Origin of the sequence: Rhodococcus sp. NPDC049939 (assembly GCF_040656415.1) — a bacterium.
In the GTDB taxonomy this organism is placed as follows: domain Bacteria; phylum Actinomycetota; class Actinomycetes; order Mycobacteriales; family Mycobacteriaceae; genus Rhodococcus_F.
Genome location: NZ_JBFAMC010000001.1, coordinates 1,888,948 through 1,910,122 on the forward strand (window position 1 = coordinate 1,888,948; position 21,175 = coordinate 1,910,122).

Annotated in this window: 23 protein-coding genes; 10 read left to right on the forward strand and 13 right to left on the reverse strand. The window is 62.7% G+C overall.

The genetic code is table 11. The annotated features are described in order from the left end of the window. Positions 1 to 295: 295 nt before the first annotated feature. The gene (locus AB0I57_RS08565; protein ID WP_358332533.1) at positions 296 to 757 is read left to right on the forward strand and encodes a PaaI family thioesterase; all 462 of its coding nucleotides are present in this window, start codon (positions 296 to 298) and stop codon (positions 755 to 757) included. A gap of 28 nt (positions 758 to 785) precedes the next feature. Here the strand turns inward: AB0I57_RS08565 and AB0I57_RS08570 are convergent, their stop codons facing one another. From AB0I57_RS08570 to AB0I57_RS08590, 5 genes are all read right to left on the reverse strand, one after another. Beyond that, entirely contained in the window at positions 786 to 2,177 is a 1,392-nt protein-coding gene (locus AB0I57_RS08570) for an NAD(P)/FAD-dependent oxidoreductase (protein ID WP_358332536.1), read from the reverse strand. A gap of 191 nt (positions 2,178 to 2,368) precedes the next feature. Then, complete coding sequence (locus AB0I57_RS08575) at positions 2,369 to 2,542, reverse strand: adenylate cyclase (protein WP_358332539.1); 174 nt, start codon at positions 2,540 to 2,542, stop codon at positions 2,369 to 2,371. A gap of 105 nt (positions 2,543 to 2,647) precedes the next feature. Beyond that, positions 2,648 to 3,472 carry an MBL fold metallo-hydrolase gene (locus tag AB0I57_RS08580; RefSeq protein WP_358332542.1) on the reverse strand — a complete coding sequence of 275 codons (825 nt, stop codon included), beginning with the start codon at positions 3,470 to 3,472 and terminating at the stop codon, positions 2,648 to 2,650. A 129-nt stretch (positions 3,473 to 3,601) separates the two neighbouring features. Next, entirely contained in the window at positions 3,602 to 4,042 is a 441-nt protein-coding gene (locus AB0I57_RS08585; RefSeq protein WP_358332545.1) for a hypothetical protein, read from the reverse strand. A 197-nt stretch (positions 4,043 to 4,239) separates the two neighbouring features. Continuing rightward, positions 4,240 to 5,106 carry a cyclopropane mycolic acid synthase family methyltransferase gene (locus AB0I57_RS08590; protein WP_358332548.1) on the reverse strand — a complete coding sequence of 289 codons (867 nt, stop codon included), beginning with the start codon at positions 5,104 to 5,106 and terminating at the stop codon, positions 4,240 to 4,242. A gap of 472 nt (positions 5,107 to 5,578) precedes the next feature. Between AB0I57_RS08590 and AB0I57_RS08595 the strand changes: the two genes are divergently transcribed. From AB0I57_RS08595 to AB0I57_RS08615, 5 genes are all read left to right on the forward strand, one after another. Then, positions 5,579 to 6,082, forward strand: a complete 504-nt coding sequence (locus tag AB0I57_RS08595; protein WP_358332551.1) for a transcriptional regulator — start codon at positions 5,579 to 5,581, stop codon at positions 6,080 to 6,082. Then, positions 6,075 to 7,019 (forward strand): ABC transporter ATP-binding protein, encoded by a 945-nt coding sequence (locus AB0I57_RS08600; RefSeq protein WP_358332554.1) that lies wholly within the window; start codon positions 6,075 to 6,077, stop codon positions 7,017 to 7,019. The genes AB0I57_RS08595 and AB0I57_RS08600 overlap by 8 nt, the downstream gene beginning before the upstream one ends. Next, positions 7,009 to 7,785 carry an ABC transporter permease subunit gene (locus tag AB0I57_RS08605; protein ID WP_358332557.1) on the forward strand — a complete coding sequence of 259 codons (777 nt, stop codon included), beginning with the start codon at positions 7,009 to 7,011 and terminating at the stop codon, positions 7,783 to 7,785. Before AB0I57_RS08600 ends, AB0I57_RS08605 begins: the two co-directional genes overlap by 11 nt. Before the next feature lie 5 nt (positions 7,786 to 7,790). Next, a complete protein-coding gene (locus tag AB0I57_RS08610; protein WP_358332560.1) occupies positions 7,791 to 8,648 on the forward strand; it encodes an ABC transporter permease subunit in 858 nt (285 codons plus the stop codon). A gap of 125 nt (positions 8,649 to 8,773) precedes the next feature. After that, positions 8,774 to 9,763 carry a hypothetical protein gene (locus AB0I57_RS08615; protein WP_358332563.1) on the forward strand — a complete coding sequence of 330 codons (990 nt, stop codon included), beginning with the start codon at positions 8,774 to 8,776 and terminating at the stop codon, positions 9,761 to 9,763. A gap of 7 nt (positions 9,764 to 9,770) precedes the next feature. On the opposite strand, the gene AB0I57_RS08620 is transcribed toward AB0I57_RS08615, so the two are convergent. From AB0I57_RS08620 to AB0I57_RS08630, 3 genes are all read right to left on the reverse strand, one after another. After that, a complete protein-coding gene (locus AB0I57_RS08620; protein ID WP_358332566.1) occupies positions 9,771 to 10,052 on the reverse strand; it encodes a DUF1876 domain-containing protein in 282 nt (93 codons plus the stop codon). Positions 10,053 to 10,103: 51 nt separating this feature from the next. Beyond that, entirely contained in the window at positions 10,104 to 10,997 is an 894-nt protein-coding gene (locus tag AB0I57_RS08625; protein ID WP_358332569.1) for a universal stress protein, read from the reverse strand. Positions 10,998 to 11,513: 516 nt separating this feature from the next. Further along, positions 11,514 to 12,122: a hypothetical protein gene (locus AB0I57_RS08630; RefSeq protein WP_358332572.1), complete on the reverse strand. Its 609-nt coding sequence runs from the start codon at positions 12,120 to 12,122 to the stop codon at positions 11,514 to 11,516. Positions 12,123 to 12,417: 295 nt separating this feature from the next. On the opposite strand from AB0I57_RS08630, the gene AB0I57_RS08635 reads away from it, so the two are divergent. The 3 genes from AB0I57_RS08635 to AB0I57_RS08645 all read left to right on the forward strand — a co-directional run bounded on the left by AB0I57_RS08635 (position 12,418) and on the right by AB0I57_RS08645 (position 15,613). Further along, a complete protein-coding gene (locus tag AB0I57_RS08635) occupies positions 12,418 to 13,065 on the forward strand; it encodes a response regulator transcription factor (RefSeq protein WP_358332575.1) in 648 nt (215 codons plus the stop codon). A gap of 112 nt (positions 13,066 to 13,177) precedes the next feature. Further along, positions 13,178 to 14,059 (forward strand): universal stress protein, encoded by an 882-nt coding sequence (locus AB0I57_RS08640; protein ID WP_358332578.1) that lies wholly within the window; start codon positions 13,178 to 13,180, stop codon positions 14,057 to 14,059. 84 nt (positions 14,060 to 14,143) lie between these two features. Then, complete coding sequence (locus tag AB0I57_RS08645) at positions 14,144 to 15,613, forward strand: AAA family ATPase (protein WP_358332581.1); 1,470 nt, start codon at positions 14,144 to 14,146, stop codon at positions 15,611 to 15,613. A 100-nt stretch (positions 15,614 to 15,713) separates the two neighbouring features. On the opposite strand, the gene AB0I57_RS08650 is transcribed toward AB0I57_RS08645, so the two are convergent. Together AB0I57_RS08650 and AB0I57_RS08655 are read right to left on the reverse strand one after the other, a co-directional pair. Next, positions 15,714 to 16,073 (reverse strand): cupredoxin domain-containing protein, encoded by a 360-nt coding sequence (locus AB0I57_RS08650; protein WP_358332584.1) that lies wholly within the window; start codon positions 16,071 to 16,073, stop codon positions 15,714 to 15,716. A gap of 105 nt (positions 16,074 to 16,178) precedes the next feature. Then, entirely contained in the window at positions 16,179 to 16,889 is a 711-nt protein-coding gene (locus AB0I57_RS08655) for an enoyl-CoA hydratase/isomerase family protein (RefSeq protein ID WP_358332587.1), read from the reverse strand. A 50-nt stretch (positions 16,890 to 16,939) separates the two neighbouring features. Between AB0I57_RS08655 and AB0I57_RS08660 the strand changes: the two genes are divergently transcribed. After that, positions 16,940 to 17,557, forward strand: coding sequence for a DUF6292 family protein (locus tag AB0I57_RS08660; protein ID WP_358332590.1), 618 nt, complete (start codon positions 16,940 to 16,942; stop codon positions 17,555 to 17,557). Here the strand turns inward: AB0I57_RS08660 and AB0I57_RS08665 are convergent. From AB0I57_RS08665 to AB0I57_RS08675, 3 genes are all read right to left on the reverse strand, one after another. After that, positions 17,554 to 17,883, reverse strand: a complete 330-nt coding sequence (locus AB0I57_RS08665; protein WP_358332593.1) for a hypothetical protein — start codon at positions 17,881 to 17,883, stop codon at positions 17,554 to 17,556. The two genes, AB0I57_RS08660 and AB0I57_RS08665, sit on opposite strands and share 4 nt — an antisense overlap. A 152-nt stretch (positions 17,884 to 18,035) precedes the next feature. Beyond that, complete coding sequence (locus AB0I57_RS08670) at positions 18,036 to 20,357, reverse strand: LuxR C-terminal-related transcriptional regulator (protein ID WP_358332596.1); 2,322 nt, start codon at positions 20,355 to 20,357, stop codon at positions 18,036 to 18,038. Between the two features lie 103 nt (positions 20,358 to 20,460). After that, positions 20,461 to 21,144, reverse strand: coding sequence for an SDR family NAD(P)-dependent oxidoreductase (locus AB0I57_RS08675; protein WP_358332600.1), 684 nt, complete (start codon positions 21,142 to 21,144; stop codon positions 20,461 to 20,463). Between the last annotated feature and the right edge of the window lie 31 nt (positions 21,145 to 21,175).

Below are 21,175 nucleotides of genomic sequence, written 5' to 3' on the forward strand. Positions count from 1 at the left end.
GGTTACGGAACCCTATCTCCTCTCCCACACATAGTTGCAGTATTAGGGCAGCCTTGCCTATAGTCGCTGTGGTGATGGAGGGTCAGGCGGCAAAACGTCGAGAACCGAACTACCGGACCGCACCGGAGTCCTGAGGGCTGCAGAGACTCCCGGTCCTCCCCGCGGCGGGCCTCGCGCTCTTTTGGGCGAGGCCCGCCGATCCGTTTGTCGCACCTGCGAATATCGCGGTCCAGGGCATCGTGTAGACAAGAGCGGGTGCGCTGCCAGAGTGCACCGTGGTCCGACAGGGAGTGTGATGGTGGGTTCCGGCGAGCAGCAGACGTCGACCGGGGGCGGTCAGATCGACACGGCCGAAGCATTCGGGGTCGGGAACAACGGATTCGAAGGCCTCATCGGACTCGAATACACCGAACTCGGTCCCGACCGTGTGCAGGCACAATGGACCGTCACCCCCAACCACCATCAACCGGCTGGAATCCAGCACGGCGGCGTGTACTGCTCCGTAATCGAGTCGGTCGCCAGCACGGCGGGGATGATCTGGCTCGACGGTCGCGGACACGTCGTCGGCGTCAACAACAACACCGACTTCCTGCGTGCTGTTCGTCAGGGAAGATTGACCGCAACGGCCGAGCCCATACATCGCGGACGTACCCAGCAACTGTGGGAGGTCCGAGTAACCGACGAACAGGATCGCCTGGTCTCGAAGGGACAGGTCCGGCTCGCGAATATCACCGACACCGGCAAACTCGGAAACTGAGGCCGTCGGCGTCGCCTGGCACGAGGTATCACCCGGCAGCTTTGTGTGGCGGCTCACCATGGGAAGCCTCTCGCTCCAGCTCCCGCTCGTGCCGCTCCAACTGTTCCATCGCGTTGCGTGCGAAGACCCACTGCTCGGTGGATGCCATCTGAGCACGTCCCCGGCCGAGGAACGTGACTGTCCACGACAGAATGGTGGAGAGCCTGCTCCGGAATCCCACCAGGTACATGAGGTGGACGGCCAGCCATGCCACCCAGCCGACAAATCCGCTGATCTCGAGCTTGCCGACCTTCGCGACGGCACTGAACCTCGAGATCGTGGCCATGCTGCCTTTGTCGAAATACTTGAACGGCGGACGATCCTCGGGCTTGTGGCCGTGTAGACCTGCTTTGATCTGCTTGGCTGCGTACTTGCCGCCCTGCATGGCGACCTGGGCGAGGCCGGGCAAATTGTCGAGCGACATCATGTCGCCGATGACGAAGACGTTAGGGTGTCCGGGCACCGACAGGTCGGGATTGACCATCAACCGGCCTGCGCGGTCCACCTGGGCCTCGGACTGGTCGGCGATCTGCTTGGCCAGCGGACTTGCCTGCACGCCGGCCGACCACACTTTGCACTGTGACTCGATACGGCGTTCGGTACCGTCCTTGTCCCGCACGACAAGACCCTCGACGTCGACATCGACGACCATGGCACCGAGTTGAATTTCGGTGCCGAGCTTCTCGAGCTGTGCGGCCGCCTTTCGGCTCAACTTCCCGCCGTAGACGGGCAGCACATCGCTCGCGCCGTCCAGCAGAATCACCCGGGCGTCACGCGAGTCGATATGACGGAACGCCCCGGAGAGGGTGCGATGCGCCAGTTCTGCGATCTGCCCCGCCAGTTCGACGCCGGTGGGCCCCGCACCGACCACCACGAACGTCAGCAGGCGCGCCCGCTCCTCGGGGTCGTCGGACAATTCGGCCTGCTCGAAGGCACCCAGAATGCGGCCTCGCAGTTCGAGTGCGTCGTCGACCGTCTTCATCCCGGGTGCGAACTCGGAGAAGTGGTCGTTGCCAAAATAGGACTGGCCGGCGCCTGCCGCGACAATCAGACTGTCGTACGGGGTGACGGTAGACCGTTCGAGAAACTGGGACGTGACCGTTTTGGCCTCGAGGTCGATCTTCTGGACATCGCCGAGGAGTACCTGGGCGTTCTTTTGTTTCCGCAGGACGAGCCGGGTGGCGGGGGCGATGTCGCCGACTGACAGGATTCCGGTGGCCACCTGGTACAACAATGGCTGGAAGAGGTGGTGCGTGGTGCGTGCGATCATGGTGATCTCGACATCGGCGCCCTTGAGGGCTTGTGTGCCGAACAACCCACCGAAGCCCGATCCAATGACCACGACGCGGTGACGGCGTGACTGCGCCGGCCGGTTACTCATTCCTGGCTCCTCGAAACGTAGGCGACCCCTGCAACGGTAGTCGCCACAATTCCAAGCGGCTCAGTAGGCCTGGCTTCAGCGCGCTCGCATGGCGGAATCGATCCAGAGTTTCGTAATCCGCCTCAGTCCTCAGCCCGTTCAGCGGTCAGCACCGCCCGTCGGGAACCGCATGTCGAACGTTTCTCAGCCGGCTATCTCGTCTCGTCGACCTGCTTCCTGCGCGAGCCCGATTTCTCGGATGTCTCTTCAACGAAGTCGGGCTTGATCGAGTACACGAACAACGCGCACACGCCGACCACCGGGACGAGAATGGCGAGCACTGTGACCACGTAGCCGAGACCGACTCCAATTGCTGTCCAATCCATCCGACTTACCTCCTCAGTTGTGGCCTGCTGATGCGCAGGGTAGTCGCTGCTTTCGGATGTCTGCACCGGTGTTCGCAGTCGCCGCAGGTGCGCACGGCGCCGGCGTTACGTCAGGTTGTCGAATTCGCCGATGACCCATGCGCAATGGCGTGCGGCCGAATATTCGAGTGAGGCGGGCCCTTCTCGTTCGATGGCGTTGTCGAAGTTGCCTATGATGCGGTCGAACTCGAGATTCGACAACTGATCCGCGATACGTCTCACCACTGCGGCAGACAGAGGCAACCGATTCGGATACGAGCGGAGGAAGGACACTGTCCGGCGGTCAGGGTTCGGGAACACGCCGTCCCCGGTGAGGAGTACGCCCCGGCCATCTGCACCGTCTCGCCAGTGGGCCACCGCGCTGCCTGGAAAATGGCCACCGATTTGATGCAGAGTCAGACCGGACGCAACCTCATGGGTTCCGGACCAGAACACGACCGGGCCATCTGATCGCGCAAGCCACGAACGGTCCGCATCCGCCACCAAGATCGGTACGTCGCCGAGTGCCTTGGACCATTGGGTCTGCACACCGAACATGTGCGGATGGCTGGCAGCGACCGCGATGACGGGGCCATGCGATGAGACCGCGTCGATCGCTGCCTCGTCGACGAACCCGATCGGATCCCACAACAACGAACCCTCTGGCGTGCAGACCAGGAGAGACTGCTGCCCGATTGCGAACCTCGGTTCCACGTGCAGCCCGTGCAACCCTCGTTCGACTTCGCGGATCGCGACACGATGTCCTTCGGCGGACAATCTCTCGACGGTCGTCCATACCTGACCGCCCAGCGGAATGTACTGTCGCTCGTCCGCGCAGATCGCACAATCATCGGGGAGTGGGATATGGGGGTCCTGTTCTACACCGCACGTGGCGCAAAGAGGAAAAGGCACCCCATGATAATGCACCTCTGGAGTCGCCGAGGGGGGCGTAATCGCGCAGCTATCACATCGGGGGACAGGACGTCCTGCTCAGGCCGTCGGTCAGCGGCTCGCACAGGACGGCAGGCACACCGAACCGAATCACGTTTCAGTGCTTACCCGTAGGGGGAGCGGTTGCGCCGTGGCGGTCAAGGCGTAGGCGGCCTCCGGGAGCGGGGACGAACCCCAGACACCCTCTTCGGGGCCGTCGTTGTCCCTGCAAATCCAATGGACCAAGTAGTCGCCGTCGGGTACGTCGGCGAAGACGAAGTCGCGCGAGCCGGGGCCGATATCCTCATTGGCTGCGCGGAATATGGCGACCGATTCCGGATTCGTGACATCATCGACCGCGTCGAGCCCAACGACTCCGCACACGACGCCTTCTTCGGTGGCGTTGGTGATCGTGGTAGTGACAGTGCTGCCCGACACAGAGGCCGCGAGGGTCACATCGTCAACATTTGCCGCTGCCGGACCTGCCGTGAACACAGCGAATAGTCCGGCACAGAAAATCGAGGTGGCAACACATTCCGTAAGAGTCTTCATCGGGAACCTACGTTCTCAACGACTTCGTCTTGGACATCCTCGTGTCGATCGCTGATACCCGCGGACAGGGCGGATAAACGGAATGCGTGCGATTTGAAAGGAACTTGGCGCTTTCGTTATTCGAGTTCGTATTATTTGCTTGCCGCGTTTTCGGCCCCGTTCGGCAAACATCGCTCGGTTACGGTCCCGGGGACTGGTCATTCCGGCTTGACCAGGGTGAATTGCATGACGTCCACACGTTTGCTGCGGAACTGTTCTGCGCAACCGGTCAGGTATTTCATGTACCGCTGGTACACCTCTTCAGAGGTGATCCGCACGGCGTCGTCATGACGGGCGGCCAAGGCCGCCGCCCAATTGTCCAACGTGCGGGCGTAGTGCGGCTGCAGCGGCTGAATCCGGTCGACACGGAACCCCGCTCGCTCGGCCGGGCCGGTCACCCATTCCGGTTCAGGCAGTTGACCACCTCGGAAGATCTCCCGAACGATGAATATGGCAAAACGGATGGCGTCCTCCGTCACCGGGATGCCCATCTTCTCCAGGGTGGCCCGCTGGTAGGCGACGATCGTATGCAGCAGCATCCGCCCGCCCGGGGGGAGGAGGGAGAAATACTTGTCGAAGAACGCTTGGTAGCGGTGACGGCGGAAGTGCTCGAACGCACCGATGCTGACGATGCGGTCCACCGGCTCGTTGAACTCCTCCCAGCCCTGCAAGCGAACCTCCGAGGTCGGCGTACCCGGTAGGTCCCGGAATAGCTCAGTGGCGTAGCGATATTGGTTTTCGCTGAGAGTGAGGCCAATGACGTTGACATCGTATTTTTGGAGTGCGCGCAGCATCGTCGAACCCCAGCCGCAGCCGACGTCGAGCAGCGTCATGCCCGGATGAAGGTCGCATTTGCCGAGTGCCAGATCGATCTTGGCCTGTTGCGCTTGTTCGAGTGTCATGTCTTCGCGCTCGAAGTAGGCACAGCTGTAGGTCATGCTCGGGTCGAGGAACAGCCGGAAGAAATCGTCGGCCAGATCGTAGTGGGACTGTACTTGCTTGAAATAGGGCTTGAGTTCCGACATTTCAGATCCTTACATCGAACCGCCGGATGAACCCGTTCGCCCCTCATTTTTTGGGGGGAGACCGCAACCTCGAAAGTACATGAAGAGCTTGTCCGGAGGGAGCGCGACCCAACAGCGTAGTTGACATAATGTCGATTATCGGCGCATTGCGGATGCTCATCGTCGCAGCTCACAAGCAAATATGGGCTCTGTCGGTATACACCTGTGGCTAGTTTCGCGAGCACGTCTCCGAGGGCGCATTCTCGTGGCCGCGCGCAACCCACGCAATCAGTTGCAGTCCCGCTCGGTCTGTGGCGTGAATATTATTCAGCCGACTGGATATGTCGAGGCAGTGACGATGCACGCTGACGATGAGGCCAACGCCCCCTCCTCTCACCACCATCGAGTGCTGCATATTCGTCACAGTGACGGAATCGGGGTGCATAGCGCTTCATCGCCGTGCGCTCGGAGCATTCACAATATACTGAAACCTATGAAACCCGACGTGTTCGGGACCGCCCCCACACCAACCGATGCGGAGCTAGTCGAATTCGTCGAACGGATGGGCAACTATTTCGAGTCCACAGGTTCGACCCGGCTCGCAGGCCGATTGATGGGCTGGCTGTTGGTGTGCGAGCCCGAACATCAGTCGTCGGAGGATCTGATAGCCGCGTTACGGGCGTCGAGTGGAGGCGTCAGTACAACCGCGCGGCTATTGATCCGGACAAGGCTGGTCGAGCGGACGGGTGTGGCCGGCGACCGCCGCACCTACTACCGACTGCGCCCACACGCCTTCGAGTCGGTCATGGAGGAACGTCGCCAGTCGCTGACCGAACTGCGGGCTCTGGCAGAAAAGGGACTGACAGCCCTCGGCGGGCACGCTCCGCAGCGGCGCCGACGGCTCGAGGAGATGCGGGAACTGGCCGGATTCATGGAGACCGAGACCTCCGCGCTCCTGACGCGCTACCACAACGAAAGGCGCGGCGGTGATGACTGAGTGGGCGATCGATACACAGAAGTTGACCAAGCACTACGGCGACGTCGTCGCGGTGCAGGATCTCGACCTGCAGGTCGCTCAGGGTGAGATCTTCGGGTTCCTGGGCCCCAATGGGGCCGGCAAGTCCACTACCATTCGTACCCTGCTCGACCAGATCCGACCCACGTCCGGAGCTGCGTCGATACTGGGTCACGATGTGCACCGCGACGCGCTCGCGATACGCCGGATGGTCGGATACGTCCCGGGCGACCTGGCACTTTATCCACGGCTCACCGGCAAGGAGACGCTGCAGTATTTCGCTCGGTTGCGCGGCGGAGTCGAGCAGAGCTACGTCGACGAACTCGCCGAACGGTTCAAGGCCGATCTGGCCCGCAAGGTCGGTGACTATTCGACGGGAAACCGGCAGAAGATCGGATTGATCCAGGCGTTCATGCACCGTCCTGCGCTGTTGGTGCTCGACGAACCCACTGCCGGTCTCGACCCTCTGATCCAGCAGGAATTCCACGCCCTGCTCGAGGAGGTTCGCGACGAGGGCCGTACGGTCTTCCTGTCCTCGCACACCCTTTCCGAGGTAGAACGGGTCGCCGACAGGGTCGGCATCATCCGGGAGGGGCTATTGGTCGTGGTCGAGCGAGTCGACGATCTCAAGCGCAAGGCCATCCGCCGGATCGACTTCGAGTTCGCCGATCCGATACCCTCTGACACCTTCACGGGCGTCGCCGGGGTGCATGGAGCTTCGGTGGACCACCGCCACGCGACCGTGTCGTTCGAGGGATCGGTCAATGACATTCTGAAAGCGGCTATGGCTCATGAGGTTCTCAACCTCAACAGCCGCGAGGCGGATCTCGAGGAGGTCTTCTTGACCTACTACCGCGACGAGCTTCCTGCCGACACGCTGCCCGGCAACCAGGTGAGGCAGGCGTCCGATGCGCACTGACATCCTCGACAAGGACCTCCGTGACCGCAGGACGCCCGTTATCTGGCTCGGGGCCGTACTGATCGTGCTGACCGTCTTCGCCCTCGCCATCGGATCGACGCTCGCGAGCACGATTACCGAGCTCACCAACAGCTTCCCCGAGGCACTGAACGCCTTCATCGGAGCCGACGTACCCGGCGGTTACGTGGTCGGTGAGGTATTCAACCTCATCGCTCCCCTGGCTCTGGTCGGCTACGCCGTGGCGGGTGGCGCCCGGGCCACCGCCGGGGAGGAGGAAGAGGGCACGATGGCGGTGCTGGTCGCGCAACCGGTCACCCGCACCCACATCCTCGCCTCCAAGGTCGGCGGGCTTCTGCTGACGCTGACCGCTGCAACCGTTCTGTTCTGGGCGTCGGCCGCGGCCTCCGATGCCTTGTTCGGGATCGGATTGGCTCAGAGTGCCATCGCCGCCACCTGCCTGCACTTGCTGATGCTCGCCGTGACTTTCGGCGCTCTCGCGCTGGCCGTGGGAGCGATCACGGGCCGGCCCAGCGTCGCCGCCGCCGTCGCCGGAGCGGTGGCGGCCCTGAGCTATATCACCAACGCCATGCTCCCTTTGGCGGATCTGGATGGTTGGGCACGACTGAGCCCGTGGCACTACTACGCCGGGAGCGAACCCCTGTTGAACGGACTCGACCCCGCGTACCTGCTGGTGCTTGTTGCGCTGACCATCATTTCGCTGGCAGTGGCATTCCTAGCGTTCGAGCACCGAGACCTGAAGGGGTGAGAGCAATGACCGCGGAAAGCGCCCCACCGGTCCCCCGGCGCGACGAGTCTCTGGCGCTGGCGGGCAAGCTGATGGCCACCCGGGCTCTGGTCAACAAGGCGATCGCTGACCGGATGACGCTGTCGGTCGTGATCGGCATCTTGCTGGTAGCAATGAGTGCGATGGTGGGTGCACTGTGGCCGCCACTGAAGGAAACGTTTGCCAACTTCCCCACCGCGTTGTTGGATGCGTTGGGCAAGGCGTTCCCCGGCGCCGATCTAGCCACCCCAGCCGGTTGGACCAACGCTGAACTGATGTCGATGGTGGCACCGGCCGGGGCAATCGCGATCGGGGTGATCTCCGCAGTCCGCGCCACTGCGGGCGAGGAGGAAGACAAGACGCTCGGAATGCTTCTCGGCGCACCCGTGGGTCGAATTCCGTTTCTATTGGTCAAGATTGACGCGATGATCGTCCACGTACTCGTCGTCTGCCTATTTCTGGCGGGTGGTCTGGTGCTCGGGAGCGCGATCGGCGGTCTGGGTTTGTCGGCGACTGGAATCTTCGGCGCCGCAGCACATACCGCGTTGCTCGGAATCTTGTTCGGGGTGATCGCTATCGCACTCGGTGCTGCCACCGGTAGCCGTCGGCTTGCGACAGCCGCCACCGGCGCACTCGCAGCCCTCGCGTTTGCGGTCAGCGTATTCCTGCCGTTGTCCGACACCCTCGCTGACGGCGCGAAGATCAGCCCGTGGTACTACTACACGTCTTCGAATCCGTTGGTCAACGGTCCAGACTGGGCGCACCTATCGGTCTTGGGTGTCGCCGCGCTGATCATCGGCGGCGTTGCCGTCGCCACCTTCGAACGACGCGACCTGCGTGGATGAACGAACATTGTCTCCGCCGGTGACCATCGGCCCTAACTTCGTACTGGCTGAAGGCGAACACTTGAAAGCAGCATCGACTTCCCATACCGAACAGCAGCGGTGCGTGCTTCGACCTGGAGGTGGTCGTGAACAGCAGCATCCCCGACGAGAACGTAGTTCGCATCGCGGTGGACCTCGCATGCCGAGCGCCGTCGGTGCACAACAGTCAGCCATGGCAGTGGAGGTATACGGACGGGCAACTCGACCTGTACACCGAAGGCCGCAGGGTACTGGCTTCGGCCGACCCGACGGGCCGGCAATTGGTCATCAGCTGCGGTGCCGCGATCGACCATCTCCAGACGGCAATGACCGCGCTCAAATGGTCCACAGATATCCGGCGTGTCCCGGAAGGACCACACTCGGGACACCTGGCCTCGTTTCGCTTCCGTCACGATGCCCGCCCCCAGTCGCACGATTTCGATCTGCTCGCGGCAATCCGGCACCGCCATTCCGATCGGCGGCCGTTCGATCCGATCAGTGCCACGACCCCGCAACCGGCGTCCTTGATCGAAGCGGCGCGTCACCCCGATGTACACCTGACCGAGTTGGGGCAGGGCACCCGTCCGATACTCGCGAAGGCCACCGAATTGACCGCAGCTTCGCGCAAGTACGATTCCGCGTACCAGGCCGAAATCCATTGGTGGTCAGGTCACTCCGCCCCGAATGAAGGAATACCGCCGAGCGCTCTCGCAACCGCGGACGCCCGCGCAGGCGTCGGCATTGGACGCCGCTTCCCCGATGGCCGGGCCGACGACGCCCCCACGAAGGTCGATCGCTCGACGGTTCTCGTATTGAGCACCGACAGTGACAGTCGCAGCCACTGGCTCCGGGTCGGTGAAGCGCTCTCCGCAGTGCTGCTCGAATCAACGATCGCAGGTCTGGCGACATGTCCGTTGACCCACATGACAGAACTCAGCCAGGCCCGGGAGATGATCCGCGACCTCCTCCCCGATCACGGACTACCGCAAGCACTCATCCGAGTAGGTGTTGCAGAGAAGAAGAGTCCGCCTGGGCACACCCCCAGGCGGCCCGTCGAATCGGTGTTCTCAGTGACCAGACGAGATCATGGTCGGTGATGTTCAGCTATCCGGTGAGATGAACGCGACTGTGTGTGGCCGCTTCGAGATCCGACACTGTGGCCTCGATGAGTTGGTGTGAGAGATCGGCCAGCGCGCGAGCCGTGGCCAGTTCGTCCCCGATTTCGGGAACTTCCGGGTCACTCGGATTTCGCCGCGCGTACCCGACCCCGACGAGTGTGTCACCGCCCGGGGTCCGGAGCCCGGCCTTCGCCCGGGTCTTCGAGCCGTCTTCTCCTGATTCGTGTTCTTCGATGACGATTTCGACAGACCATTGCTTCTCGGTCATCTAGATCAACCTCACTTCGGTAGGGGTCGGTATGGTTTCGGGTTTCGCTTCCTAGTTCGACCGTCGGCAGATCATGACGGTGCACGGGGCATGATGGAGGACATTGCGGCTGGTCGATCCCAGCAGTGTGCCGACGAGCCGACCATGGCCGTGACTGCCGACGACGACGAGTTGCGCGTCGTGGGCGTACTTGAGGATCAACTCGGCCGGGTTTGCCCGTTCGATGACGGTTGTCAGTTGCAGATCCGGGTCCTTCTCGCGCCAGCCGGCGAGATTTTCCGCCATCAGGACGGACTGTTCGTCCTCGACAACTGAACTATTCGTCACCTTCGTGATGGAGTGGCCGTGGGCGATGTCGTCGTCCCAACCGTGTACTGCCAGGACCGGGACATCGAAGGTTGCCGCGAACTCGACGGCCGCGGCAATTGCGAGTGAGCTCAGCTCACTTCCGTCGACTCCGACGACGACGGGACGATTGTCGGGAATCGGGGAAGGCGCGTTCGACCTGATCACGGCGACTGGACACCTCGCGCGGTTGACGACCCTCGTGACTGTGGACCCTGTCACGAGAGCTTCCACCGCTCCTGCCCCGGTGGATCCGACCGCCACCATTTGCGCATGCCGGCTCAATCCTGTCAGTGCCAGCCCTGCTGGGCCGGGATAGGTACCGCTGGAAATCATGATCTCGGGAAACTCACTTCTCACGCGCCTCTCAGCCCGATCCAGGACTTCGTGGGCGGACCGCTCTACCTCAGGGGCGAATTCGGCTTGGAAGAGCGGTGCGGCCTCGCTGTAGTGGTACGCCGGGTTCGACAGGGCGTGGGCGATCCGCAACGTCAGAGACCTCCGATGTGCTATCGCTGCCGCCCACACCGCCGCTTTCATCGCCCTTTCCGAGTTGTCGACGCCGACCACGACAGGTTTGCGTCGTGGAAGATCGTTCATCCTTCTCACCTCCTCGTTCTCTCGCAGGCGATCGGGTCGTTGCGGCGGGATGTGCTCCACCGGACGGCTACGAATCGAGAGTCTCCATCTCCACAGTCTCAGAGTCTGCAACGATTTTGAAGAAGGCAGCGGTCACCTGCCGTTCCAATCCGCCGAGGAGATGGACGCGAACGATGTCGGGGCATGAGCAGAGACTCCTGAGTTGACAGAGATTGCACTCAGGTACGGACCTGCCCGGTTTCGGCAGGAAAGGGACGGATCGCATTGGGCCGTCCTACTGTGAGGGGCACTTACCGCGCAGGATCCGTAAGAGCGTCCAATCCTCGGATTCCTTTCCCGCATACCGAATAGCGAGTCGGTGGGCGGGCTCGTGGTCTATTCGTCGTCTCTGAGTTCGGCTGCCGGATACGGCAGAATCCGCGCAGCCCGGTTCTCGACTGGAGCTGTGTTCATCGTCCGGGCGGTCCGGCTGAGGGACGTCTGTCCACGCGAGTGCACAACACCTCGGGTATCGGGTCAGCCAATCGGCCATTCGGGTGCGTGGCCGAAGTCCTTCCATTCCCGATCCCACTGCCGCATCCGATTTCTGGTATTCATCCAGCGAAACCCGAAGAACAGCAGACAAGCGACCGCTGCTGCGCCCACCCAGACAGACAACGCCGCACCGATGGCGATCGCCGCGTTCTCCGCCGCGGCGGCGGGCGCTTCGGACGCGTTTCCATAGGTGTCGACCCACACATCGACCGTATCGCCGCGTTGTGCGCCGGGCCCGACTTCCACCGAACTCGAGCGCGCCGTGCCGTTCGGGGCACTCCACTCAACCGTTGCGCGCATCTCTGTCTCCGGGGAGCGACCTTGCGTACCCCACGCCACCACTTGCTGCGGGTCGTCGATGATCACGGCAGGTTCTTTGTGGCGGTCCTGGTGCTCGGCAAGTGACTGTTCGGCCAGACCCGAATATGTCGAAACTCCGAACGCCGAGGCCAAGGGGACCATTATCAGGACGAAGGTGACGGCGACGACGACGGCGGCAAAGTCCAACCGGTCGCTCGTACGCATGAGTGGATTTCGGTTCCACGACACAAGTCGCCACCAGTGTGGTGTGGGTGTCTGATCAGTGCTCATCGCGCGCCTCCCCCGACTGATGCTTGGGTATTCAAGTCCTACGCTCTTACGGCGAGCAGTGTAGGGCAGAACGCCCATCGACTGTGGTGACAAGGTCCACACTGCCACTAGGACGCCCCCGAGGTGTCCGGTACGGGGGTAACCCACGCCACGTCGCTGATTCTCTTCTTCACGTGGGCCTTCTACTAGCTACCAGGTCGGCTGGTAGAAGCTCTTGATCACTCCTGGCGTCTGCCGCTGTCGGCGTAATCTGAGTCTGCGGGCAGATCACGCGGCCACGATCGGAGGTTGGCGCATGATCAGGGTGTTTCTCGTGGACGACCATGAAGTCGTCCGTCGCGGGATCGCGGATCTGCTCGGTGCCGACCCCGATCTGATGGTGGTGGGTGAAGCGGCCACCTATTCACAGGCGGTGGCGCTCGCGCCTGCATTGAAACCGGACGTTGCCATCCTCGATGTACGTCTACCCGACGGAGACGGCATCGAGTTGTGCCGCGAATTTCACTCGACGATGCCGGATGTGCGTTGCCTCATCCTGACGTCTTTCATGGACGACCAAGCGATGCTCGACGCGATCCTGGCTGGAGCAAACGCATACGTGGTCAAGGACATTCGTGGCATGGAGTTGGCGGAAGCGGTCCGTGACGTCGGCGCGGGCAAGAGTCTCCTCGACAGTGGTGCCGCCGACGCGCTGCGGGCCAAGATCCGAGCAAACGCAAGCGATCGAAACGGGGTGTTCGGACACCTGACCGATCAAGAACGAACGCTACTGGCTCTTCTCGGCGAGGGGCTGACCAACCGCCAGATTGCCGGTCGGATGTTCCTCGCGGAGAAGACCGTCAAGAACTACGTATCGCGCTTGCTGACCAAGCTGGGAGTCGAACGGAGGACCCAGGCCGCGGTACTCGCCACGAAGATGCCACCGAAACCGGGCAGCACCTGACAGCGGATCGCCCAAGGTCCGCCTTGGTGGGGACCTTGTCCCCTACGCTCCCGACATCAGCACCGCAACGATGGAGAGTAAGGAAACCGAGTACATCATCGAGGAGAGCACAATGTCTGCTCGTCGCCCGATTCTCGTCGGAACAGACGGTTCTGCGTCATCGCTCCAGGCAGTCGCTTGGGCTGCTCAGGAGGCGGCCCTGCGGAGTTCTCCGTTGTTGGTGATCACGACCAATTTCGTTCCCGGAGGTTACGGCATCCCGATGGGCGTGCCGGCGAACTTTTTCGAGGACGAACAACGCGACGCGAAGAACCGGCTGGCAGCCGCAGTCCAGCTAGCCGCCGACACCGTGCCGGGGCGCTCCTCGGAGGTCGAGGCCACACTCTGCACCGGAACTCCTGCCGGTGAACTAATAGAGCGGTCGAAGTCCGCAGCAATGGTGGTCGTAGGTCCGAACAAGCGCGGGATCATCGAACGAGGGTTCCTCGGGTCGGTCAGTTCCGCGGTCATCGCCCACGCGCAGTGCCCAGCGGCCGTTGTCCGCGCCAACCCCGACTACGAGGTCACAGGGGCCGAGGGCCCAGTCGTGGTGGGGGTAGACGGATCCGAACACAGCATGGCCGCCATTTCGATAGCCTTCGAAGAAGCGGCGCTTCGAGGATGTGAACTGGTGGCCGTTCACGCCTGGTCCGACGTCAAACTCCCCAAAGGCGCCAGTGGTGACGACGAGTCCAGGGTGCAGCACGCCCTCACTGAGCAGACTGCCGTGTTGTCGGCGAGTCTCGCCGGCCGCGCCGAGGAATTTCCTGACGTGGATGTTCGAATGGAGGTGGTGATAGACGACCCTGTGCGAAACCTGCGCAAACAAGCGGACAACGCGCGACTGCTTGTAGTGGGTAGCCGCGGACGCGGAGGATTCACAAGCATGCTGCTGGGATCGACGAGTCGGGCTTTGATGCACTCGGTTCGCTGTCCACTCCTCATCGTCCGGTAGCGCGGATCGTCTGAAAGCCACGTCGACATGAACGGGGCCCCGATGCCGGTGCACGACAGACCACAGAACCATTCATCGCCCCTGGTGACCAACGATCGCGACGTGATCGGAGCGGAGACCCACACAGCCTTTGTCGTCATGGTCGGCGATTTCGTCTTCAAGGTGAAGAAGCCGATCAAGACGGCCTTCCTCGATTTCAGCACCGCCGACAAGCGGCGGGCAGCCTGCGAACGTGAGGTGGCTCTGAACAAGCGGCTGTGCCCCGACGTGTATCTCGGTGTTGCCGAACTCACCGACCCAGGTGGGGGTGAATCCGAACCGTTGGTCAAGATGCGCCGGATGCCGGTGGACCGCCGCCTATCCGTCCTCGCCACCGGGAATGAGGACCCGAGTTCACATCTGGATGCGATCGCCGATCTCGTCGCCCGGTTTCATGCGAGCGCCGAGCGAAGTGAAGAGATCGATTGCGACGCAACTGCGGATGTGGTCGCCGAGCGGTGGCGGGGCATCGTTTCCCAAGTGATCGGCTACCGTTGCGGCTTCCTTTCCTCGTCGGACATCGACGAGATCGACTGGCGGGCCCGGAGATATCTCGATGGCCGAAAGCCTCTGTTCGAGTGCAGAATTCGGGATCACTACATCGTCGACGGTCATGGTGACCTACTAGCGGACGACATATTCTGCCTTGCGGACGGCCCACGGATTCTCGACTGCCTCGACTTCGACGACCATCTGCGCCATGTGGACTGCATCGACGATGTCGCGTGCCTGGCGATGGACCTCGACTACCTGGGCCGCGAAGACCTGGCGTCCAGATTCCTGGATCGCTACTGTGCCGTGGCGCAGGACGCTCCGCCCCGGTCATTGCGTCACCACTACATCGCCTACCGTGCCTTCGTCCGCGCGATGGTGGCTTGCCTGCGGTATACGCAAGGAGCCCATTCGGCCCGCGAAGATGCGCGGAAGCACATCGACCTCGCGGTGAATCATCTGCGAGCAGGCACCGTGCGCCTCGGCCTGGTCGGTGGTCTGCCAGGCACTGGAAAGTCGACGCTCTCGCGCAGGTTGGCCGAACGCACTGACGCAATCGTGATTTCCAGCGATCAGGTCCGAAAGGAACTCGCGGGCGTTGACCCGCAATCACGGCAAGGATGCGAACTCGGTCAGGGTTTGTACGGTGACTCGATGACCGAGAACACCTACAGCGAAATGCTGCGGAGGGCCAGTGCCAATCTCAGCGTCGGGCACTCGGTGATTCTGGATGCATCGTGGACCCAGCCGGTGTTCCGGGAGCACGCGGCAGCCGTTGCCTCCCGCAACCACAGTGATCTTGTCGAACTCCAATGCACCACACCGCGCGATGTCGCGATCGAGAGGATAGAGACCCGCCCACCCGGAATCTCGGACGCAACTGCGCCGGTTTACGACGCCATGTCCCTTCGTGCCGCGGCTTGGGCATCGGCTGCAGCAATCGACACGACCGTAGCTACTGACGAGAGCTTGAAGGCCGCCGAACAGATTTGGGATTCCAGTTCGCGATCGCGACGAGGCTAACTCGAAGTCCGTCGCCCCGAGGAACCCGCCTGTGAAGCTGTCAGTGCACCCCTCGCGATGTTTCTGCCGTGCTGAGCTGATGAGAAGGTCGAGTTTGCCGTCACTGCACGGTGAAACTACTCAACATGAACGGGTGATACCTGCAGTGGAAGCCGTAGGATCCGGGTTCATCTGGCGCGGTGAGGGTCGCGGTTGCACCAGGCTTGATCTCGATGTCGAACAGGTCACCGTTGTCGGATGTGGGGCTGTCGGATGTAACGCTGTGCTCGACGGTGTCGTCGTTGCGGAGGGTGACGGTTTGCCCAGGCGTGAAAGGGCCAGAGACGGTGAACGTGTAATCGTGGGCCACGATCTCCGCGCCGTCCGATTCTTGCGGACTCGATGAATTGTTGCTGCTGCAGGCAGCAAGCGCGAAAACAGTGAACAGGATCGGCAGGACAAGCGTGAGAGCGCGTTTCATGTTGGTGCCTCCGGACGAGTGAGAGCAGATGCTTCATGCACCAGTCTTTTTCCGCAGTGTACCGATTTTCGCCAGCCACTCCCCCACGCACGCTTCGGGATACGATCAGTCATCGTTCACGGCCTCCTGGGCATCGGCGTTCGTCACCGGAGTCTGCAGTGCGGCAACAACTTCTGCGTAGAGCGAGGACTTTATCTCACCGAGTGTGCGACCACGCGTCGTAACGAGACCACGAGCGTGTTCGACAGCCTTGGGCAGCACCTCCTCCGTCGACGCTACCTCGTCGACGAATCCGCACTCGCGTGCCTCGACACCGCCGTAGCGGCGACCGGTGACCAGAGCTGTATGTATGGTGGTGGCGGCAAAACGTGCCGCGAGCAGTGCGATGCTGCCGGGCGCATAGCTTGCACCGATACTGATTCCGGGTAGGCAGAAGTAGCCGCGGTCTTCGCGCATCAACCGGTGGTCGTGAGCCGCCGCGAGGATGGCACCGCCGCCGAAGGTGTGCCCGTTGAGCGCGGCCACCGTAGGCAGCGGGAACGTCAGGATCCGTGCGAACAGCGCCTGTACGGAATCGATGTAGGCGTTCAGTTCTGCGGTGTTCTGCAGGATCCATTCGGTGTCGAGTCCTGTGGAGTAGTACTTCCCTATCGCCGTGGTCACCAGCGCTGCGGGGCCGTCGTGCGCCTCGATCTGGTCGAGGAGTTCGCCGACCCGCTCGATCCAATCCGGGTGCAGGGTGTTCTCGCCATCCAGTTCCCCCTTCTCACCGAGGTACAGGATGAAAACATCTCCCGAGCGCTCCACGTAAGGCATGCGCCGAGGCTACCTGCAGAGTCACGCACCGCCCTCGGACGGCGCGCTCAATGGGTGAAGTTTCAACCGTCGCCGGGCAGGGTATGTCGATGGTCAACACGTTGAAGCCGTGGACCATGGCGTTGAGGCGGTGGACCATGAAGATCGAGAGAGGCATTGGGGGCGCCGGTACCGTTCGGGACTACGTCGAGGCCGTAGCCCGGGAGGTTCATGCCGACTCCATCGACTGGTGGGACATGGAGAGTGTCGATGTCGTCCTTGTGCTCCCCTTCCGGCTGCAGGAACTGCCGGAACGCAGTGCGGTGCTGTCGTGGAACCGGAACTTCGGATGGTTCTTGGGCGTGGAGGGACTTGGTAGCAGCGTCGTCGTGATAGACGGTCTAGGGATCGGCCGGATGCCATCTCCTGCGCAGTGCGCAGAGCGGGCTATCGAATTGATCGACGACTATTGTCGGTCGACGCCGACGCCGACGTCGGCGTTGCCGGGTGCCCCGGTCGCAGTGAGCGACCCGCCTCCCACGACAAGTCCTTGTCGTCGCATCGGCACGGAAGTCTCGACGCAGGGACGGAGGGACAGGGTTATCCGGCGACCCTACCTCGGAAGATCCCGAAGAAACTCGGGAACGGGTGCGGACCCTGACGCGCAAATCGGAACTGCGAGTGACTAGGGCATGTTCCACGCCTGAGCCAGGGAGTTACACAGCTGGCTCTTGATTGCACGGATCTTGGGTGTCTCGGTAGCTTTCGGGGCGAGACTGGCGAGAACCAAGTCCATGAATCGTCGTCGGGTCACGCCGAATCGCACGAGTACGTCTCCGTCGCTGGCGCCCCCGAACGGCGCCCACTGGATGGCGAAGTCGATCATCCACCGAGCATCCGAGCTCACGCAGTAGGTCCGTTCGAGCTGATCGCACCGGCGCAGCGCCGATCGCAGCCATTCGATGCCGTAGGTTTCCGGGGGATCGTCCCTGATGGGGGTGTTCAGGCGTCGCACCTGTGCAAGTCGGTGTGTTCGCGGCGCAGGAAACGGCATCGGAACCTCGGTGCATCACAGGGTCGGGGACGAATACGATGATCCCCACCTCGGTTCGGCTAGGCATCGGCCGAATCACCACGGACATACCTATATGGACCGCGCGGTTCCGTTCAGGGCTGCTTGGCCTGGGCGTGTTCGACCGTCCATGCCGCGATCTGGCTACGCGAGTTGAATCCGAGTTTGGCGAGAATGTGCTCGACGTGCCCTTGCGCGGTGCGCTGTGAGATGACCAGTCTTGCCGCGATGGCCTTGTTGGTCAGCCCGTCGGCGACGAGTTCGGCAACCTGCCATTCGCGGCGGGTCAAATTCGTCGAACTGTCCGGGGCAGAGATCGGCTCCCGCCGCTGCTCCTCGAACGCGCACGCCACCGCCTCGTCGAAACGGGTGTTCACGCCGCGCTGGAATGCGGTCTCGAAGGAACGGTCACCGATTGCTTTTCGGACCGACCGCTCGCATGCCGTGTGATGCACGAGCAAGTTTGGATATACCGTGCTGGGGTTGCCGACCGCCTGTGCGATGGCCGCCGCCGCACCCAGCAACTCCGCGGCGTGCTGTGGGCGGTCGCGGCTCACGGCGACCCAGGCCAGTACCTCCAGCGCGCTGCATGCGCTGATTCGGTCATCGACCAGGTGAGATAGACGCAACCCCTGCTTCACGTAATCCTCAGCGAGTTCCAACTGCCCACACTGCCATGCTGCGACCCCCGCCGCCCACAGTGACCACCCTCGGTAGACCGATTCGCCGTGCGCCTCGGTGAGATCGGAGAGTTCGGTTCCGTACATCTTCGCCGTCGTAGTCTCCCCCTGCATTCCACTGACCAACGCCGCACCGAACAATCCCCACACGAGTTGCAGAAGGTTTCCCTTCTCCCGGAACACGACAAGGGACTCCTCCATTCGCGTTCGGGCGCTCGGCAGATCCCCGAAGAACAGGGCGCAACACCCGGCAGCATGCACCATCAGTGCACGCATCAACGCGTCGCCGTTTCGCGCGGCGAGATCCTCGCCCTCCTCGACCAGGTTTTGCGCCGCTTCCCAGTCGCCGTGCATGCCGGCGAGCACACTGTCGACGTACAACGCCTCGATCCGCTCCCGGCTCGGATCACCACCATGTCGCGCGAGAAGTTGATCGAGCCAACGGCGACCCTCGCGGAGCATTCCGCGCGAACGCCAATAGGGATACAGTGCTGCGGCGATGCGGAGTCCGGACTCGACCTCATCAGCCTCGGTCAGGCAGAGGTGTAGTGCCGCTCGCACGTTCAGTTTCTCCGCGTCGAGTCGCTTGATCCACATCACCTGAAGGGGACTTATCCATTCAGCCTCGGCCTGCACCACCAATTTCTCGTACCAATCTCGGTGCTGCCGACGCAGTTCCACGATCTCCCCGGTCTCGAGCAGTCTTTCCCTCCCGTACTGGCGCACCGTCTCGAGGAGTCGATACCGTACCGTCGTGCCCGACTCCTCCCGGATGAGGATCGACTTGTCTATCAGCGACGCCACCACATCGAGTACGTCCTCGACGGGGATGTCACCTGCGCAGATCCCCTCCACGGCGTCCAATTCGAAGCCGCCCGCAAATACCGACAGCCGCGCCCATAACGCCTGTTCACGGGCGGTACACAGGTCGTAACTCCAGTCAATGGACAACCGCAACGTCTGCTGCCGACTCGGAGCGCCTCGCGACCCGACCGTCAACAGCCGATACCGATCTGTCAACCGTTGCAGGATCTGCTCCGCGGACATCACCCGCAGTCGCACCGCGGCCAACTCGATCGCCAGTGGCAACCCGTCGAGTTGCCTGCATATCCGAGCGACCGCTACATGGTTGTCTTCGGTCAATTCGAATCCGGGTATCGCCGCCGCGGCGCGCTCGACGAACAGCGTCACCGCCTCGTACTGAGGCAGACCCTGTAGTGACGCACGTTCAGGTTCCGGCACCGTCAACGGCGGCACACGCAGCACGGCCTCGCCCCCGATGCCGAGCGGTTCACGGCTCGTCGTGAGGATCCGCAACTCGGGACAACTGCGTAGCAACTTCTCCGACAACGCGGCAACGGCGGCGATCACGTGCTCGCAGTTGTCGAGAACCAGCAGCAATCGCCGGGACGAGAGGAACTCGGTCAAGAGCTTTTCCGGGTTTCCGGTGCGCTGCTCTTGCAACCGCAGGGTGGCCGATATGACGTCGACGAGCCTCGCGCCTTCGTCCAGTTCTCCCAAACTGACCAGCCACACTCCGTCGTCGAATGCACGTCTGGAGTCCGCCGCGACACGCAATGCAAGACGGGTCTTTCCCACTCCGCCGATACCGGACAGCGTGACCAGTCGGGACACAGACAGCAGTCGCCGCGCCTCGGTCACCTCACGACGGCGTCCGACGAAACTTGTCAACTCGTGGGGCAGATTCCCCACTGTGTCCTTGACTACCGGCGGCATCAGACCGTCACTCTCGACTCATGCCCCCTCTCGGACACGGTACTCTCCTGCGCGCTTCGCCAAGACCGCTTCGGTTCAAGGCGCGGCCGCACGGGGGATCATCTCACGGTGTCCACCGGGTGGGGGCCCAGTGGCCGGTGTGGGGATGGGTTCTCGCGCGGTGGGCCGCTCGGCTGCTCCCCGCCTCGATCAGGCCGTGCGGGATCATGGTGATGCTGGTGCCGTCGACGACGTACGCCGTGCCGGTGACGGACGCCGTGGCAGCCGAGGTCAGATAAGACACCACCGAGGTCGCTTCCGAGCGGTCGTGCTCGGGGCCGGCGAAGCTCGGTTCCACCGTAGGCAAGACGACCGCGTTGACGGTGATCGAGTACCGCGCCAACCTCGTCGCAAGCAGGCCAGTCAGTCCGCCCGCCCTGGGGAGTTCTGTGATGATGTTGACGATCCGGCCGCCCTCACCGCCTGCGATCATGTACCGCACCGCGCGCTGAATGCACTCCACGGCAATACTGCCAGGGCAGTTGACGAGCACACCGATACCGCCTAGTTCTCCGGCGAACTCGTCGACGGCGGTGACCGCATCGGCTATGTCGGCAAGGTCCATGCGACGGACCGCAGCACGAACAGACTTGGTTCGGACCTTCTTGGCCGTGTCTTCGACGTTGTCCCGGTCCGTGGCGTAAGCAAGGCCGAGATGGAAGCGATCGTCCGCGAGTGTGAGTGCGACGGCCCTCCCCAACCCCGAGTCGGATCCCGTCACCAGTGCGGTACGAATGCTGGGGTCCATGGTTCGGGTTACCCGTCCGTGGAACCGCCCA